Annotated in this window: 14 protein-coding genes and 1 pseudogene; 11 read left to right on the top strand and 4 right to left on the bottom strand. The window is 62.0% G+C overall.

Annotation, left to right across the window (positions count from 1 at the left end):
- A pseudogene (locus ACXJKO_RS13135) lies at window positions 1–188 on the top strand (GFA family protein); the annotation flags it as partial.
- Between the two features lie 142 nt (window positions 189–330).
- On the opposite strand, the gene ACXJKO_RS13130 reads toward ACXJKO_RS13135, so the two are convergent.
- Both ACXJKO_RS13130 and ACXJKO_RS13125 read right to left on the bottom strand, forming a co-directional pair.
- A complete protein-coding gene (locus tag ACXJKO_RS13130) occupies window positions 331–732 on the bottom strand; it encodes a hypothetical protein (RefSeq protein WP_457091536.1) in 402 nt (133 codons plus the stop codon).
- A gap of 184 nt (window positions 733–916) precedes the next feature.
- On the bottom strand, window positions 917–2,884 hold the full coding sequence (locus ACXJKO_RS13125; protein ID WP_457091535.1) for a hypothetical protein: 1,968 nt from the start codon (window positions 2,882–2,884) through the stop codon (window positions 917–919).
- Window positions 2,885–3,040: 156 nt separating this feature from the next.
- Between ACXJKO_RS13125 and ACXJKO_RS13120 the strand changes: the two genes are divergently transcribed.
- From ACXJKO_RS13120 to acuI, 5 genes are all read left to right on the top strand, one after another.
- Entirely contained in the window at window positions 3,041–3,871 is an 831-nt protein-coding gene (locus tag ACXJKO_RS13120; protein ID WP_457091534.1) for a helix-turn-helix domain-containing protein, read from the top strand.
- A 104-nt stretch (window positions 3,872–3,975) separates the two neighbouring features.
- Complete coding sequence (locus ACXJKO_RS13115) at window positions 3,976–5,202, top strand: cell wall hydrolase (RefSeq protein ID WP_457091533.1); 1,227 nt, start codon at window positions 3,976–3,978, stop codon at window positions 5,200–5,202.
- Between the two features lie 85 nt (window positions 5,203–5,287).
- Complete coding sequence (locus tag ACXJKO_RS13110) at window positions 5,288–6,934, top strand: M10 family metallopeptidase C-terminal domain-containing protein (RefSeq protein ID WP_457091532.1); 1,647 nt, start codon at window positions 5,288–5,290, stop codon at window positions 6,932–6,934.
- Between the two features lie 163 nt (window positions 6,935–7,097).
- Window positions 7,098–8,342, top strand: a complete 1,245-nt coding sequence (locus tag ACXJKO_RS13105) for an MFS transporter (RefSeq protein WP_457091531.1) — start codon at window positions 7,098–7,100, stop codon at window positions 8,340–8,342.
- Between the two features lie 75 nt (window positions 8,343–8,417).
- Window positions 8,418–9,404, top strand: coding sequence for an acrylyl-CoA reductase (NADPH) (gene acuI / locus ACXJKO_RS13100; protein WP_457091530.1), 987 nt, complete (start codon window positions 8,418–8,420; stop codon window positions 9,402–9,404).
- On the opposite strand, the gene ACXJKO_RS13095 is transcribed toward acuI, so the two are convergent.
- Complete coding sequence (locus ACXJKO_RS13095) at window positions 9,368–10,333, bottom strand: LysR family transcriptional regulator (protein ID WP_457091529.1); 966 nt, start codon at window positions 10,331–10,333, stop codon at window positions 9,368–9,370. The genes acuI and ACXJKO_RS13095 overlap by 37 nt on opposite strands.
- A gap of 163 nt (window positions 10,334–10,496) precedes the next feature.
- Between ACXJKO_RS13095 and wrbA the strand changes: the two genes are divergently transcribed.
- Window positions 10,497–11,099 carry an NAD(P)H:quinone oxidoreductase gene (gene wrbA / locus ACXJKO_RS13090; protein ID WP_457091528.1) on the top strand — a complete coding sequence of 201 codons (603 nt, stop codon included), beginning with the start codon at window positions 10,497–10,499 and terminating at the stop codon, window positions 11,097–11,099.
- Between the two features lie 21 nt (window positions 11,100–11,120).
- Here the strand turns inward: wrbA and ACXJKO_RS13085 are convergent, their stop codons facing one another.
- A complete protein-coding gene (locus ACXJKO_RS13085) occupies window positions 11,121–12,110 on the bottom strand; it encodes an L-threonylcarbamoyladenylate synthase (RefSeq protein ID WP_457091527.1) in 990 nt (329 codons plus the stop codon).
- Window positions 12,111–12,231: 121 nt separating this feature from the next.
- Between ACXJKO_RS13085 and ACXJKO_RS13080 the strand changes: the two genes are divergently transcribed.
- The 4 genes from ACXJKO_RS13080 (at window position 12,232) to ACXJKO_RS13065 (ending at window position 16,951) form a co-directional block, all read left to right on the top strand.
- A complete protein-coding gene (locus tag ACXJKO_RS13080) occupies window positions 12,232–14,010 on the top strand; it encodes an acyl-CoA dehydrogenase (protein WP_457091526.1) in 1,779 nt (592 codons plus the stop codon).
- Between the two features lie 4 nt (window positions 14,011–14,014).
- Window positions 14,015–14,863, top strand: a complete 849-nt coding sequence (locus tag ACXJKO_RS13075; RefSeq protein WP_457091525.1) for an SDR family oxidoreductase — start codon at window positions 14,015–14,017, stop codon at window positions 14,861–14,863.
- Window positions 14,864–15,135: 272 nt separating this feature from the next.
- Window positions 15,136–16,131, top strand: coding sequence for a magnesium transporter CorA family protein (locus ACXJKO_RS13070; protein WP_457091524.1), 996 nt, complete (start codon window positions 15,136–15,138; stop codon window positions 16,129–16,131).
- 70 nt (window positions 16,132–16,201) lie between these two features.
- Entirely contained in the window at window positions 16,202–16,951 is a 750-nt protein-coding gene (locus ACXJKO_RS13065; RefSeq protein ID WP_457091537.1) for an SOS response-associated peptidase, read from the top strand.
- Window positions 16,952–16,976: the final 25 nt, after the last annotated feature.

Raw genomic sequence — 16,976 nt, 5'->3', positions numbered from 1 at the left:
ACCTGACCACATATCTCTTCAACACCCACAACGTCCGCCACCGCTTCTGCGCCACCTGCGGCTGCGCGCCCTTCGGTGAAGGCAAGCTTCCGACGGGCGAGGAGATGGCCGCGATCAATATTCGCTGCATCGAGACGGTAGATTTGTCGGACGTGAAGCCGATGCCGTTCAACGGGCGGGACCGGTAAGTCAGCACAACAGCCGTCATCTCACCGCATCATGGCCGGGATTGTCCCGGCCATTGTCATTTCCAATTCTCATTCTGAGGGCTGGAAACGCAGAGAGGGATCACCGGCACAAGGCCGGTGATGACATGACGTAGGCCATGTCTTAAGCCACTGCTTCCGCCGACCGCCGCAATCCGATGAACTGAAACTCCGCATACATCAGCACCGCAAGCGCCTGCATGATCACGAAGGCATAGCCTGCGGTGGTAGGCTGAACCCAGCCGCTGACGAGAAGCAGGATGCTATCGGCGACCCAAAGCGCGTTGCCGATGACCACGGCCCACACGAGAGGCTTCTGAACCTGCTCGCGCAGTCCGAGCCAGGCGAGAAACGCCGCATAGGGCAGAAGCACGAGACCTGCGATCCGCAGGAGCATCTCCGGTAATCCAAGCAGGTTTCCGAAGGGACCGGCTGCGAGCAGCATCAGCAGACCGAAGGCCGCGCTCGTGGTGGCATCGGCCAGCAGTGCCTGACGGAGAAGCGGGGAGGAATGGATCGACATCATGGCAAGCTCCTTGGTTCGCAAGCTCGGTTGAAACCCTCAACCTGCATGAAAGGATGAAGCCGCCTGAGAAGCAGGTCGATTACCTCTGAGGTCATGACGAGCGAGCACAAATAAAACGGGCCGCTTCATGAGAAGCAGCCCGTTTTGTCATTGCCATCCGATGCCTGCAGTCAGGCCGCGTGCATCAGATGACGATGAAGTCGCCAGCCGAGAGATTGAGCTTGGCCTTCACCTTGGCGAACTCGATCGCCTTCTTGGCTCCCGACCCATCCGGGTCATACGACAGCACGCCCTTGTCCTTGCTGTAGATGATGTGGTCGTTCTTGTCGTTCGCCTTGTCGATGGAGAAGAACGCCTTGCTCAGCTTGCCCGTCTTCTTCAGCTTGCTGAAGATCGCCTTGTCCAGGTGGATCTTGTCCTCTTTCAGCTTGAAGTCGCTGATGGTGTCGAAATTCACCTTGCGGTCCGTCTTGTCGGTGCCGAGCTTCGCGGCAAACACGAACACGTCCTTGCCCTTGCCGCCGATGAGCACGTCATTGCCGTAGCCACCACCGAGCGTGTCGTTGCCCAGGCCACCATCGAGCCGATCCTTGCCGTCCGCGCCGGTGATGGTGTTGGCACCCGCATTGCCTGTCAGGCGCAGTGCGCCGGAGCCGGAGCCGAGGAGATGTTCCAGCTCGGCACTGAGCGCATAGCTGATGGCGGAGAACACCGTGTCGGTGCCGCCGCCGGCCAGCTCCGTCACCTGATCGCCGACATTGTCGACATAATAGATGTCGTTGCCGAGCCCGCCGATCATCGTGTCGATGCCGGCACCGCCATTGAGGATGTCGTCGCCGGCGTCGCCCCTGAGCGTGTCGTTGCCGCCAGCGCCGTTCAAGGTGTCGTTAAAAGCGCTGCCGTAGTAATCATCGTTGCCGGCGCTGCCTGGAACCGAAACGCCAGCGGCGCGGCCATCCACGATCTGGCCGAACACGTTGTAGCCTTCTTCCCCCTCGAGCAAAGGTAAAGTCGAAGTCAGAACAACACGTCCATCGGCCAGAGTCGAGATATCGATCCCTAGCTCAATGCCTATAAGCGGGACCTGAGTGATATTGGTCTTAAACCCGGTCTGATTGCCATTGGCATCAAAGAAGATAACCCCGACATCGAGCTTACTGGTTCCGGTGAGCTTCGTCTCCGTCGACGTCAGGAGAGCGACGGCGAAACCTCCACCGGGCAATGCCGTCACATCCATAGCGATCTGAACGGGAAGGCCAGGAACCTTGAGACTGATCTCGCCCCCGAACTTGCTTCCGTCGGCGTTGTAAATTTGTGCCTTGTTTGAAAGACTTTCCATGTCGCCAAGCGTAGCCTGCGAGACCCATGTCACTAGAATCTTGCCATCGGCGAGCTTTGTCGTGCTTGGGAGCTGAGCAGAGAGGCCTGGGTTCGACACTGTGAATGCATCCGAAGGTGCCCGTCCATCGGTATAGAGGGTCCGCCCGCGAACGATCATGCTCTCGCTGCCAGGAAAAGAACCGTAAAAGACCGTATAGTGGTCGCCTGTTCCGACAATTGAAAACGCGCCATACGCATCATCGGCATCGGTGTTGACAGTCGCTTCCAATCCCGAGTGCTGCCCCCGTGCATCAAAGACCTGAGCTCTGATAGCGCCTTCATCTTGATCCATGAATGCGATGACGAAGCCGCCATTCGCCAAAGCAGCGATCGAGGGCTGAGATTGATCACCTGCCTGGGATGTCGTGTTGACGAGAAAGTCCGACGTGCCACCTTCACCGCCTCGGTTGAAAGCAGTACCGTCCGCGTTGAAAATACGGGCGCGGATTCCTGAGCCGTCTTCATCCTCTACTTCACCGTCGTCTTTCCACGCGACCACGAAGCGCCCGTCACTGAGGACAGCGACAGTCGGATTCGTCTGTTCACCCTCGGTGGTGGTGTTGACAACGAACTCACTGCCTCTCTTGCTGCCATCAGCATTGAAGAGTTGCCCGCAGATGGCAGAGACTGATGTATCCGAGCCTGTATTGCTGGTATCAACCCAAACGGCCACGAAGGAGCCATCCGCGAAGGCGGCGGTTTTCATGTACATCTGATTACCTGCCGTCGTGCTGACGCCGAACGGATTGCCCCAAGGTGCTGGTGTGGTCATGATCTTCCCTTGCGTAATATTTGTCGTTGAATCTTAACTATATAACGTATGGGATTATCTTCGGAGCTTACCCAAGGCAAGAGCCTCCACGCTTAGAAACAGCCTTTACCTCCAAGGTCATGGAACCTGCGCTCAGCCTCCGCTATGGTCCGCCCCATGAAAACGAGCACCCCTGTCCAGCATGTCGGCGATTACCTGCGCGAGTGGCGCCAGCGGCGGCGCATGAGTCAGATGGATCTGGCGCTCGAGGCCGAGATCTCGACGCGGCATCTGAGCTTCCTCGAGACAGGCCGTTCGCAGCCGAGCCGCGAGATGGTGCTGCTGCTCGCCGAGAAGCTCGATATGCCCCTGCGCGAGCGCAACATCTTGCTGGTGGCCGCGGGCTTCGCGCCTGTCTATTCGCAGCGTTCGCTCGACGATCCGGCGCTCGTCAGCATGCGTCAGGCAGTGGATCTCGTGCTCAAGGGGCATGATCCTTATCCGGCGCTAGCCGTCGACAGGCACTGGTCTCTCGTCTCCGCCAACGATGCCTTGATGTCCTTGGTCGGGGATGTCGATCCCGCGCTGCTGAAATCGTCCGTCAATGTGCTGCGTCTGAGCATCCATCCAGCGGGCATGGCGCGGCGCATCGTGAACTTCACTGAGTGGCGCAATCATCTGGTCGAGCGCCTACGCCATCAGGTGGACGCGACGGGCGATGCGGTACTCGCCGCGCTCATCGAGGAACTGCTTGCCTATCCGACGCCCGATGCGGCGGCACGTGCCAAAAAGCCTGCCCATGATTACGCCGGTATCGTCGTGCCGCTGCAGCTGATGACGGAGGAGGGCGTACTGACTCTCTTCAGCACCACCACGATTTTTGGCACGCCCGTGGACGTGACCCTGTCTGAACTTGCCATCGAAGCTTTCTTCCCGGCCGATGAGGGAACCGCAGAGGCTCTCAGACGCAGGGCCGGGAAGCGGCGGGCTGCCGCAGCCGCAGAGTAGGGCAGCTCTCTTAACCACCCATCAACCTTAACCCGCGATAACCATAAGGAAGTCGGGCATTCCTGTCGGATGCCTGGAGGCGCTGGTTTTGTAGGGTGTATCGCGTGCGAGTTCGGAATCGTCGCTCACGGGTGAGATGGATCTGCGCCACAACGGCGCCTTGGGCGCTCGCCACCGGGCTCCTGATCTCGTTTACCGCGTCCGCCAGCAACGACATCCAGGCGGGCGTCAGCTTCGCGCCCCGCAACGCCGTGGCTTATCTCAACCAGGCTGCTCTCGTTCCGCCGATCACCGCTTCCATTGCCGGCGGCCGGCTCGATCTCGGACGCGATATCCTGCGGTCCCTGCCGCGCTACGATCTTCCCAGCGAGTCGGCCAATGCCGTTGCTCCGAAGGCCGACCGCAAGATCGGCGCGGGCGCCGATCCCGTCGTCGAGCGTTCGGGCAAAAGTGATCCGGTCGTTGCACGCGTCACGCTGTCCCTGCGGGCAAGCCAGATGCGCACGTCGCTCGAACAGGTGGGCGAATCCCGCCTGCTGTTCGGCCAGGACGAGCGCCTGCTGCCGCCGACCATTCTCATGGAGGGCGAGTTCGAAACGCCCGAGATAGAACAGGCTTTCGAGCCATGGGAGGCTCCCGAATTCGCCACGACCCGTCAGGCGACCTCGGTGCAGTCGCCGGCCGCGGCCGCTGCCGGTTCGACAGGCGCTTCCTCCAGCCCGACGACGCCGATGGTGAAGCGCGCCGTGACTCTCTCATCGGCAACGCCCGCGCCCGTGGAGGGAACGCCCATCGAGATCGCGGCCGCGCCCGTCTCGCTGCAATCGCCGCGTCTCGACAAGAACGGTTATGGCGAGAGCGTCATTTCGAAATCCGATGACGAGGACCGCCCGCGCTATACCGATCTCATCGATCCCGACAGCATGAGCAAGGAACAGCGCTGCCTCGCGGAGGCTGTCTATTTCGAGGCACGCAGCGAGCCGGAAGCAGGGCAGGCCGCCGTTGCGCAGGTGGTCCTCAACCGCGTGAAGAGCGGACTCTACCCATCCTCCATCTGCGGCGTCGTCTACCAGAACCGCCACCGCCACCTGGCCTGCCAGTTCACCTTCGCCTGTGAAGGCAAGGCGCTGCGCACGACGGATACGATCTCATGGGAGCGCGCCAAACGCGTCGCCACCGCCGTGCTCGAAGGCAAGACCTATCTTGCCGATGTGGGCGGTGCGACCCATTACCACGCGGATTATGTCCGCCCCTACTGGGCGCGCCGCCTGAAGAAGATGGACGTGATCGGTCGGCACATTTTCTACAAGTTGAAGCCTGGGCAGACATGAAACCTGCGCCAATTGTGCGCAGGAACACATATTGAAATGAAGTTATGTTGCATGTATCTCTCAGTGATATCAACTGGGGACTACAATGGCTGGCTTTAGGACGATTTCGGGCTCCGGATATGGCAACGCGCTGATCGATTCGCTCATCTGGGGCGGTCAGATCTGGGACACGTCGACCGGTCCCATCAAGGTGAAGTTCGGCGGAGCGGCTGACATGTATGAGTGGAACGACCAAGTCGTCCCTCAGTCGCCTCATAAAAGTAACAYGTTTCCATCCATTTCCGACTGGAAGAACCGCTACACTTGGTGGAGCGAGGATAAGAATGCGATGGGCTATGMGGTCGGCCTATATGAGAGTGTCGCCAATATCACGTTCTCGGAAGAAGGCGGCTATGCCGACGCTAATATGGTCTGGTGGAAGGGTATGCTCCCTTCCGGGGTTCTGGCTGCCCACGAGACGCCTGATAATTACCAGGATGCATTGCATCAGCGCTGGGGCTACTTCGACCCCACGAAGACGTCATCTTGGAAGGAACTTAAATTCGGCGGTGACGGACTGAACACTATCATCCATGAGCTGGGACATTCCCTTGGATTAGCTCATCCGCACGACGGCGGTATGCGGGATGACCGTACCACATTCCCAGGAGCGTCCAGTGGCGGCCTAGGAACGCTGGGTCATAACCAGAGTGTCTACACGGTCATGTCCTACAATCCTGGCCTCAGCACCGTGCGAGGCGACAATACATACGGCACGCAAGGCGGGCTGGGAGCGCTCGACATTGCAGCTCTGCAGATTATGTACGGGGCCAATATGGCGACGGCCACAGGCGATGATCTCTATGAATTGCCGAATGCAAATGCGAAGGGCACCGGCTGGTTCAGCATCTGGGATGCTGGCGGCATCGACACGATCAGCGCCGCGAAATCCACGGCCTCGGTGACCATCGATCTGCGCGCTGCGACCCTGCAGCCGAATGATCCGAATGCAGGCGGCTTCATCTCCCAGCAGGCCGGCATCGCCGGCGGTGTGACGATCGCCAACAAGGTTGTCATCGAGAACGCCATTGGCGGCAGTGGCAATGATACTCTCGTCGGCAATGCGGCTGCAAATAACCTCAATGGCGGTCTCGGCAACGATACCTATTACATCGACGGCACCAATGACGTCATCGTCGATGCGGGGGGCAACGATACGGTCTACGCCAACTTCAACTACTCGAACCCGAATATCGAGAACGTCTATGTGAACGGCGTGCTCATGACGTCCGGTGGTGCGCCGGTAACCAACGGATTCGCGATCCACAAAGGCACCTCGGGCAAGAACACGCTCGTCGGCTCCGATGGGGACGACAAGATGTATGGCTATGCCGGCAACGACATTCTCGTCGGCAGCAAGGGCATCGACATCTTCGTCTTCAACACGAAGTTGAATGCGAAGACCAATAAAGACACGGTCCAGGCCTTCGTCACGAAGGAGGACAAGATCTGGCTCGATAACGCCATCTTCAAGAAGCTCGGAAAGGGCAGCGAGTCGAAGCCGGAAAAGCTCAAGAAGAGCTTCTTCAAGATCGGCAGCAAGGCCGGCGATGCCGACGACTTCATCATCCTCGACAAGAAGACGGGCATCGCTTCCTATGATCTGGATGGTAACGGAGAGGGCAAGGCCGTGGCCTTCGCCGTCTTCGACAAGAAGGCCCTGCCGAACCTCGCCGACTTCTTCGTGGTGTAAGAGACGCCATTAAAGGTCGACCATTCAGGGCGGTCTCCCGGCCGGGAGACCGCCCTTGATTCATCACGGGACCTCATGGCCTGCGCAACAAATTTCCAATGTTGCGCTTGCGGGAGTTGGGCTAGTCTTCCGCCTCCTGCTTCGTCCCTGAAGGGCCCTGCCSATGTCTGCACCTTCCACCCAGTCCCGGGTCTCGCCGGAACTCATCGTTCTGTCCGGCTGCCTGATTGCCCTGATCACCTTCGGGCCCCGGGCATCGGCGGGACTGTTCCAGATTCCGATGACGACGGAATTCGGTTGGGGGCGCGACACGTTCAGCTTGGCCATTGCCATTCAAAACCTGCTTTGGGGTGTAGGACAGCCCTTCGCAGGCGCGATCGCGGACCGGTTCGGAACGCTGCGCGTGCTCTGCCTCGGCGCCGTGCTCTACGCGCTGGGCCTCGTGGTGATGGCCTATGCCACGACACCCGGCATTCTTCATATGGGCGCGGGCGTGCTCATCGGCTTCGGACTGTCGGGCTGCTCGTTCAATCTGGTGCTCGGTGCGTTCAGCAAGCTCCTGCCCGAGAAGTGGCGGCCCATGGCCTTCGGCGCCGGCACGGCGGCGGGCTCCTTCGGCCAGTTCCTCTTCCCGCCCATCGGCAATGTGCTCATCGATTCTGTCGGCTGGCAGCAGACCCTCATCGTCTTCGCGGGTTCCATTCTTATCGTCCTGCCCCTGTCGATTTCCCTCGCGACGCGGCCCAATGCGTCCGCCGGTTCGCAGAGTGGGCCTCAGCCCGCTCCCGGACAATCGATCACCCAGGCGCTGACGGAAGCATTCCGGCATCGCTCCTATGTGCTGCTCGTGCTCGGCTTCTTCACCTGTGGCTTCCAGCTCGCCTTCATCACGGCGCACCTGCCGGCTTACCTGCGCGATGCAGGCCTGTCCGCCTCCATCGGCGGATGGACGCTTGCCGTGATCGGCCTTGCCAATGCCTTCGGCTCGCTCACCTCGGGCTGGCTTTCTACGCGCATGGCGAAGCGCTGGCTGCTCGCCTGGATCTATCTCGGACGCTCGGTCGCTATCGCAGCCTTCATCCTGCTTCCGGCCTCGCCCGTCACCTCGATTGCCTTCGGCATCTCCATCGGCCTGCTGTGGCTCTCCACCGTGCCTCCCACATCCTCCCTCGTGATGCTGATGTTCGGCACGCGCTACATGGCGATGCTCTACGGCTTCGCCTTCTTCTCGCATCAGGTGGGCGGCTTCCTCGGCGTATGGCTCGGCGGCATTCTCTATGAGGTCTACGGCAACTACACCATGGTCTGGTGGCTCTCGATCGCGCTCGGCATCGCCTCGGCCCTGATCAACCTGCCGATCAAGGAACAGCCAGTCGAACGTGGGCCCGCTCTTCAGCCTGCGGAGTAAGGCGAAGGGATGAGGCTTTCACGCTTGTCCTGATCCTCGTCCACGCTCCACAATCGGGGACAGGGAGGATTCACGATGGGAACGTTCAAGGCTGTCGTCATCAACAAGAACGACGCAGGTCAACAGGTCGGCTTTCGCGACTTCGATGAAGCCGATCTCATGGACGGCGACGTTACCGTGCGCGTGTCCCACTCGACCCTCAATTACAAAGATGGCCTCGCACTCACCGGCAAGGCGCCGGTGGTGCGTCGCTTCCCCATGATCCCCGGCGTCGATCTCGTCGGCGTCGTGGAAGCTTCCTCAAGCCCTGAATTCAAAGCCGGCGATGCGGTCGTCCTGAACGGCTGGGGCCTTGGTGAGACGCATCTGGGTGCTTATGCCGAGAGGGTACGCGTCAAGAGCGACTGGCTCATTCCATTGCCTACGGGACTGGCCCCGCATCAGGCCATGGCGATCGGTACGGCGGGCTACACTGCCATGTTGTGCCTGATGGCCATCGAGCGCCACGGGCTCAAGCCTGAGCGCGGTCCCGCTATCGTCACGGGCGCCGTCGGCGGCGTCGGTTCGGTTGCAGTGGCGCTGTTCGCGAAAGCGGGCTGGCATGTCATTGCCTCGACCGGGCGGCCGGAGGAGGGCGATTACCTGAAAGGCCTTGGCGCGGCCGAGATCCTGGACCGAAGCGAACTCACCGGCCCGGTTCGTCCGTTGAGCAAGGAGCGCTGGGCTGCGGGCGTCGATACCGTTGGCTCCACTCCGCTCGCCAATGTTCTCTCCATGACCAAATATGGCGGTGCCATCGCGGCCTGCGGCCTTGCTGCGGGCATGGACCTGCCGACGAGCGTCGCGCCTTTCATCCTGCGCAACGTGGCCCTGCTTGGCGTCGATTCCGTGATGGCGCCGAAGGCATTGCGCATCGAGGCCTGGGCGCGTCTCGCGCGCGAACTCGATCACGACAAACTCGCGGCCATGACCTCAACCATCCGTCTCGACGACGTGATGGAGGCAGGCCGCAAGATCGTCGCCGGTCAGATCAAGGGACGCGTGGTGGTGGAGATCGCCTGATCGGGCTGGCGCTTGCCGCTGCCCTCGATCCAGCGCTTCTGCTTGCCGATCTCGGTCGCCATGAAATCCATGAAGGCGCGCACGCGCGCCGATTGGCGCAAGTCAGGATGGGTGAGAAGCCACAGGCCCGCCGAGAAATCCGGATTGATGTCCGAGAGCCGCACGAGATTGGGGCTCKCATCCGCGATGAAGCAGGGAAGGGGGCCGATCCCCGTGCCGGCCTCCACGGCTTCGGCGAGGCCGAGCACCGTATTGACCTTGTAGACGAGATTCTCCGGCGCCACGCGCTCGCGTACGAACCGCGCGGCCTTCAGCGCCGCGAGGTTGTCGCCCAGCGCGACCCAGGGCCGGTTGTAGATGTCGAGGGAATTGATGTCGGCCGGGCCCTGATAATCCGGGAAATCCACCGCGCGTCCGTAAATCGCCCAGGCGATGGTGGCGACGCGGCGTCCGACAAGAGTTTCCGGCGGATCGTCGGTGGCGCGGATCGCCACGTCCGCATCGCGCTTCGAGAGGTTGAGCGCCTGATTGGCGAGCACCACGTCGAGCCGCATCTCCGGGCAGGCGGTAATGAAGCGCGCGAAGATATGCGTGAGCATATGCACGAGCAGGGTGTCGTTGGTGGTGACGCGCAGCTCGCCTGCAGGAGCCACAGCCTGCCCTGCCAGCTTGCGGGTGAAGGAGGTGACGTTCTCCTCCATCTGCTCCGCGAGGGCCGACATCTCCTCGCCTGCCGGGGTCAGCACATACCCGGTCCGGTGGCGTTCGAAGAGCTTGACCCCGAGATTCTCCTCCATCTGGCCGAGCCTGCGGAAAACCGTGGAGTGATTGACCCCGAGCCGCTCGGCCGCGCCGGCCAAGCCGTTGGCTTCGGCGATGATTTTCACGAGCTTGAAATCATCCCAGTCGAGGTGCTGCTGCTTGGCCATGGAGTCTTGCATCGGTGCAATGGAGATCCTGCATATCTAACATTTGTTTTGCAGACTGGAAAGCTTATCCTGTGCTCGTCACAAGATTGCAGGGCGGTCACCTCCAGACCATGATTCTGGAGCTTGGATCGCTTGCGTTGTATTCGTCATGATTGGAGATCACATGGCCAAGGTTCTGGTACTGTATTATTCGACCTGGGGACATATCGAGCAGATGGCTTATGCCGCTGCCGAAGGCGCGCGCGAAGCTGGCGCCGATGTCGTCGTGAAGCGCGTGCCCGAGTTGGTGCCCGACGAGATCGCCAAGGCCGCTCATTACAAGACCGACCAGAAGGCTCCCATCGCCACCATCGACGAGCTGCCGGAATACGATGCGATCATCATCGGCACGCCGACCCGCTATGGCACCATGACCGCGCAGATGAAGAACTTCCTCGACCAGACCGGCGGTCACTGGGCAAAGGGCGCGCTCATCGGCAAGGTGGGTTCGGTCTTCACCTCCACCGCCACCCAGCACGGCGGCCAGGAAGCCACGATCCTCACCACGATCCCGGTGCTGCTGCACCATGGCATGGTGGTCGTCGGCCTGCCTTACTCGTTCCAGGGCCAGATGGGCGTGGACCAGATCCGCGGCGGCTCGCCCTATGGCGCTTCCACCATCGCCGCCGGCGACGGCTCGCGCCAGCCGAGCGAGATCGATCTCGACGGCGCCCGCTTCCAGGGCAAGCACGTGGCGCAGATCGCCGCGAAGCTCGCTGCGAAGTAAGGCTTTTGTTCGCGGAGCGAATTACCGCTCCGCGGCGGCTCGCCTGAGACGGTCGTTGATGGCCTCGCCCAGTCCGGTCTTAGGGATAGGCGCAACGGCGATGGTTGGTGCGCCCGACGCATCGAGCTTTCGCAAATATGAGAACAGATGAGCGGCGGCCTCCTTGAGGTCGCCGTTTTCGCTTAAATTCAAAGCCGCTTTCGCATGATCGCTGCCTTGCGGGGCTTGCGAGCCGAAGAGCAGTGCGGCCTCTCCAGGTTCGATCCGCGCCGCGTTCAAGCGCACCTTTGCACGCGGCGCGTAATGCGAGGCCAGCATGCCCGGCGCGAGCGGGTTCTCGCCGCCTTCCTCGCCGTTCTCCAGACTCTGCCCAATCAATTTCTCAATCGCTTCCCTCGGCACCCCACCGGGGCGCAGTAGGCGCGGCGCGCCTTCGAGACATGAGACGATGGTGGATTCGACGCCGACCTCCGTCGCGCCGCCGTCGAGCACGGCGTCGATGCGRCCATCCAGATCGCCGAACACATGATCCGCATCGGTTGGGCTCACCCGGCCCGAGCGGTTCGCGGATGGGCCAGCGACGGGGCGGCCTGTCGCTTCCAGAAGCGCATGGGCGAGGGGATGGGCCGGCACGCGCAGACCCACGCTATCGAGGCCGGCGCGGGCAAGGTCAGATACGGTGCAAGTCGCGGCCACCGGCACTACGAGGGTAAGCGGTCCCGGCCAGAAGGCCTCGGCCAGGCGGCGCGCGGTCTCGTTGAAGATGCCTTGCACCTGCGCGGCCTCGAAGCTCGCCACATGGGAAATCAGCGGGTTGAAGCTCGGACGCTCCTTGGCGGCATAGATGCCCGCGACGGCCTCCGCATCGGTAGCATCGGCACCGAGGCCGTAGACCGTCTCGGTCGGGAAGGCGACGAGGCCGCCGCGTCGCAGGATGGACGCGCCCTCGGCGATGCCGGCTTCATCGGCGGCAAGACGCTGCGTCTGGAGCATTGACCCGCGATCGTTCACCTCTAAACTATCCTTTGCCAAGGCCACGGACTTTTCCAAGCCGCGGATGATACCTTGGGCGGGTTTAATGGCGCGGGGGAACGCGTCAATATCAAAAGCCGAAGCTTTGAGAGGAAACGTCATGACCTACCGCGCGCCCGTGCCGGATATCGTCTTCACCATGCGACACGTGGCGGGGCTCGACCGGGCAGTCGATGAAGGTCTCTACGGCGATCTCTCCCCCGATCTCGCCCAGGCCATTCTGGAGGAGGCCGGGCGTTTCGCCAATGACGTGATCGCGCCTCTCAACCGCGAGGGCGACAAGCATGGCGTGACGCTGAAGGACGGCGAGGTCACGACGGCTCCCGGGTGGAAGGAGGCCTATAAGGGCTGGACCGAGGCAGGCTGGAACGCGTTGCCCGGTCCGGTTGATTACGGCGGGCAGGGCCTGCCGACGCTGCTGAACTCGGCCTGCGTCGAGATGTGGAATTCCGCCTCCATGGCTTTCGGCATCGGGCCGGTGCTCACCCATGGGGCCATCGAGGCGCTCGTCTCCCATGGCTCCGAGGACCTGAAAAGCCGCTACCTCGAAAAGCTCGTCTCCGGCGAATGGACGGCGACGATGAACCTCACCGAGCCGCAGGCGGGTTCCGATCTCGCGGCCCTGCGCTCGCGCGCCGAGCCCGTGGGTGACGGTACCTACCGCATCACGGGGCAGAAGATCTTCATCACCTATGGCGAGCATGATCTGACCGACAACATCATCCATCTCGTGCTGGCGCGGCTGCCCGATGCGCCGCAGGGCACGCGCGGTATTTCGCTGTTCCTCGTGCCGAAGTTTTTGCCGGACGGCACGCGCAACGATCTGCGCTGCCACAGCATCGAACACAAGCTCGGCATCCACGCCTCGCCCACCTGCACCATGATCTTCGGCGACAATGGCGGCGCGATTGGTTGGCTGGTAGGCGAGGAGAATCGCGGGCTCAACTGCATGTTCACGATGATGAACAATGCGCGCCTCGCGGTCGGCCTTCAAGGCGTTGCCATCGCCGAGCGCGCCTATCAGCAAGCACTTTCTTACGCGAACGAACGACGCCAGGGCCGCGCCATCGGCGCGACGGAGGGCATGAGCCCGATTGCCGCGCACCCGGATGTGCAGCGCAATCTTCTCACCATGAAGGCGCTCACCGCCGCTGCACGCGCGATCTGCTACATGACAGCGGAGGCTATCGACCGCGCGCATCTCGAGCAGGATGCGGCGCGCGCCAAGCAAGCGAACGAGCGCGCTTCGCTGCTCACCCCTGTTGCGAAAGCCTTCTCCACCGACATCGGCGTCGAGGTCGCATCCCTCGGCGTGCAGGTTCACGGCGGCATGGGCTTCATCGAGGAGGCCGGCGCAGCGCAGCACTTCCGTGATGCGCGCATCGCACCGATTTATGAAGGCACCAACGGCATTCAGGCCATCGATCTCGTGGCGCGCAAGCTGCCGCTTTCCGGCGGCGAGACCGTGCGCGCGCAGATCGCCGCCATGCGCGCCGTCGTCGCGCGCGTGTTGAAAGAGGGAACGCCCGCCTTCGGCGCCACAGCGTCGCGTTTGCGGGATGCGATCGAGAGCCTGGATAGCACGACGAGCTACATGCTCAAGGCGATCTCCTCCAATGCGCAGGGCGAGGCGCTTGCGGGCGCGACGCCGTACCTTCGCCTGTTCGGTCTCGCGCAGGGCGGCGCGGCTCTGGCGGAAGTCGCGCTTGCCGCAAATGCACTGATGGCCGGCGGCGACGCCGATCCGGCCCATGCGGGCCGCATCGCGCTCTGCCGCTTCTTTGCGGAAAATATCGCAGTCGGGGCCAAGGGCCTCGAAGACACTGTCCTTGGAGGTGCGGGCTTCCTGCAGGACGCTAACCTGGCATTGGCGAGCTGATCTCATGACACTCAAAGGCAGGACGCTTTTCATCACCGGCGCCTCGCGTGGCATCGGCCTCGCCATCGGCCTCCGCGCGGCGCGAGATGGTGCGAACGTGGTCATCGCGGCGAAAACCACTGAACCGCATCCCAAGCTTCCCGGCACCATCTACACGGCGGCGGAGGAGATCGAGAAGGCAGGCGGCAAAGCCCTTCCGTTGGTCGTGGACGTTCGCGATGAGGCGGCGGTGAGCGGGGCCATCGAGAAAACCGTCGAAACCTTCGGCGGCCTCGATATCGTGGTCAACAACGCGAGCGCGATCAGCCTCACGCCGACGCCAATGACGGATATGAAGCGCTTCGATCTGATGCACCAGATCAACACGCGCGGCACCTACTTGGTCTCGAAATATGCGATCCCGCATCTATCGAGGGCCGAGAACCCGCACATCCTCATGCTCTCGCCGCCGCTCGACATGAAGGAGCAATGGTTTGCGCCGCATCTGGCGTATTCCCTGGCGAAGTACGGCATGAGCCTGTGCGTGCTGGGGCTGGCAGGCGAATTGAGGCCCAAGGGCATCGCCGTCAATGCCCTGTGGCCGCGCACGACCATCGCGACGAGCGCCGTGAAGAACCTCCTCGGCGGCGACGAGATCGTGCAAGCGAGCCGAACGCCGGAGATCCTGGCCGATGCGGCCCATGCGATCTTCCAGAAGCCGTCGAAAAGCTTCTCGGGCCATTTCCTCATCGATGACGTTTTCCTGAGCGGTGAGGGCATAAGCGATTTCGAGAAGTATCGCGTCGATCCCTCGAAGCCCCTGATGCCGGATTTCTTCGTGCCGGATGATACACCACCGCTGTCATCGTTGTGACACGCGCCACCGTCATCACCGGCCCTGTGCCGGTGATCCCGATTTCCAATACACTCTGGCCTCATCCTGAGGAGCAGCCTAAAGGCTGCGTCTCGAAGGATCGTCCAGAGAGCACTGGAGCCTTCTTCGAGACGCCGCTCACGCGGCTCCTCAGGATGAGGATGGAGGGTTGGATAGGACAGTGCTGGTGACAACCCTCTTGCTATGCCACGGCCGGGAATGACAGAAGCTCGCTGGAATGAAACAATAAACTCTCATCGGCGGAGGCAGGCATGATCTTGATTCACAGGCCGGCGCAGGCATTGACGCCCATGGGCGAATCCCTCGACCGTTATGTGCTGGCGCCGGGCGAGCCGATTCCGGAGGATGCCCTGTGGATCGATATGGTCGAGCCGACCCGCGAGGACGACCGGCTGGTGGAGGCTCATCTCAACATCGAGATTCCCACCCGGGAGGAGATGGCGGATATCGAGCCGTCCGAAATTCTCTATCACGAGAACAACGCGCGCTACATGACGGCGCGCGTGCTGTGCAGTTCCGACACGGACAGCCCCAAGCTCATCGACGTGTCCTTCATCTTGACCGACCGCGCGCTCGTGACCGTGCGCTATGGTGAGCCGCGTTCGTTCAACATGTTCATGGCCCGCGCAGGTAAGCCCGGCGGCTGTCGGCACCAGCCGGAAGCGGTGCTTGATGGGCTGATCGAGACGATCATTGACCGGGCGGCGGAAATTCTAGGCACTGTCGGCAAGCGCATCGACCGGCTGTCGCAAACGATCTTCGAGACCGAAAGACATAGCGCGCGGCGTGCCGCGTCCTTCCGGGCCGCCCTGAGATCCATCGGGCGCAAGGGTGATGTGATTTCCAATGTCCGGGAGAGCATGGTGTCGGTCGAGCGTCAGCTGCTGTTCCTTTCCGCCAGCATGCCGCGCCCGCAGAAGACGCGCGGCTTTCAGGCGGAATGGCGCACGGCCTTGCGTGACGTGCAATCCATCGAGGAGCACGCAACCTTCCTTTCCAACAAGGTCCAGTTCCTCCTCGATGCGACGCTGGGGCTTGTGGCCATCGAGCAGAACGACATTGCCAAGATCTTCTCGGTGATGTCCGTGATCTTCCTGCCCCCGACCTTGGTGTCGTCGCTCTACGGCATGAATTTCCACAATATGCCTGAGCTCGATTGGGAACTCGGCTATCCTTGGGCCATCATGCTGATGGTCTTCGCCGCCGTGGTGCCTTACCTGATCTTCCGCTGGCGGAGGTGGTTGTAAGGATTTGACATTTCCAACACGTCATGCCCGGACTTGATCCGGCCGTGACCGGGAGGTGAAAAAGACAACCATGTGCGGACGCTACGCGATTACCCTGCCTCCCGAGGCCTATCGGAATTTCTTCGGCTATCCGGAGCAGCCGAACTTTCCGCCGCGCTTCAACGTGGCTCCGACGCAGCCGGTGCCTATCGTTCTCGAAGACCGTGGCGAGCGGCATTTCATGTTGGTACGCTGGGGCTTCCTGYCGTCCTGGGTGAAGGACCCGAAGGATTTTCCGCTGGTCATCAATGCGCGTGGCGAAACGCTGGAGACGAAACCGACCTTCAAGGCGGCCGTCAAGCGGCGGCGCTGCATCTTCCTCGCCGATGGGTTTTACGAATGGCGGCGGGACGGGCGCGAGAAGACGCCGTTCCTCATCCGCCCGCGCAACGGAAAGCCGCTGCCGATGGCGGGATTGTGGGAGACCTACAGCAGTCCGGATGGAGGGGAGATCGACACCGCCGCCATCGTCACGACCGATGCCAACGGCACCATGTCCGCCGTGCACGACCGCATGCCGGTGATCTTGTCGGAAGAGGATATCGCAGCGTGGCTCGATGTGCGCGACGAGCGCGCCGATGTGATGCGCCTCGTGCGGCCGTGCCCCGACGACTGGCTCGATCTGGTGCCGATATCGAGCCGCGTGAACAAGGTCGAGAATGACGATGCCGGCTTGCTGGAGCCGCTTGCCGCGCCGGAATCGGCGCCGGTCAAGGAGAAGAAGAAGGCGAAGAAGCCGCTCTCCAGCGACGAGGACGATCAGGGCCAATTGCCGTTCTAGAGAAAAAGGCGGCAGCGCAGTGCTG

Source organism: Microvirga sp. P5_D2, from assembly GCF_054049475.1.
This window is presented reverse-complemented; position numbering and strand designations above follow the sequence as displayed.

What these genes read in the sequence shown, in the direction of transcription:
- ACXJKO_RS13075 (WP_457091525.1), top strand. Translation starts at nt 14,015, where the DNA reads ATGACACTCAAAGGCAGGACGCTTTTCATCACCGGCGCCTCGCGTGGC.
- acuI (WP_457091530.1), top strand. Translation starts at nt 8,418, where the DNA reads ATGGGAACGTTCAAGGCTGTCGTCATCAACAAGAACGACGCAGGTCAA.
- ACXJKO_RS13070 (WP_457091524.1), top strand. Translation starts at nt 15,136, where the DNA reads ATGATCTTGATTCACAGGCCGGCGCAGGCATTGACGCCCATGGGCGAA.
- ACXJKO_RS13130 (WP_457091536.1), bottom strand. Translation starts at nt 732, where the DNA reads ATGATGTCGATCCATTCCTCCCCGCTTCTCCGTCAGGCACTGCTGGCC.
- ACXJKO_RS13105 (WP_457091531.1), top strand. Translation starts at nt 7,098, where the DNA reads ATGTCTGCACCTTCCACCCAGTCCCGGGTCTCGCCGGAACTCATCGTT.
- ACXJKO_RS13120 (WP_457091534.1), top strand. Translation starts at nt 3,041, where the DNA reads ATGAAAACGAGCACCCCTGTCCAGCATGTCGGCGATTACCTGCGCGAG.
- ACXJKO_RS13080 (WP_457091526.1), top strand. Translation starts at nt 12,232, where the DNA reads ATGACCTACCGCGCGCCCGTGCCGGATATCGTCTTCACCATGCGACAC.
- wrbA (WP_457091528.1), top strand. Translation starts at nt 10,497, where the DNA reads ATGGCCAAGGTTCTGGTACTGTATTATTCGACCTGGGGACATATCGAG.
- ACXJKO_RS13125 (WP_457091535.1), bottom strand. Translation starts at nt 2,884, where the DNA reads ATGACCACACCAGCACCTTGGGGCAATCCGTTCGGCGTCAGCACGACG.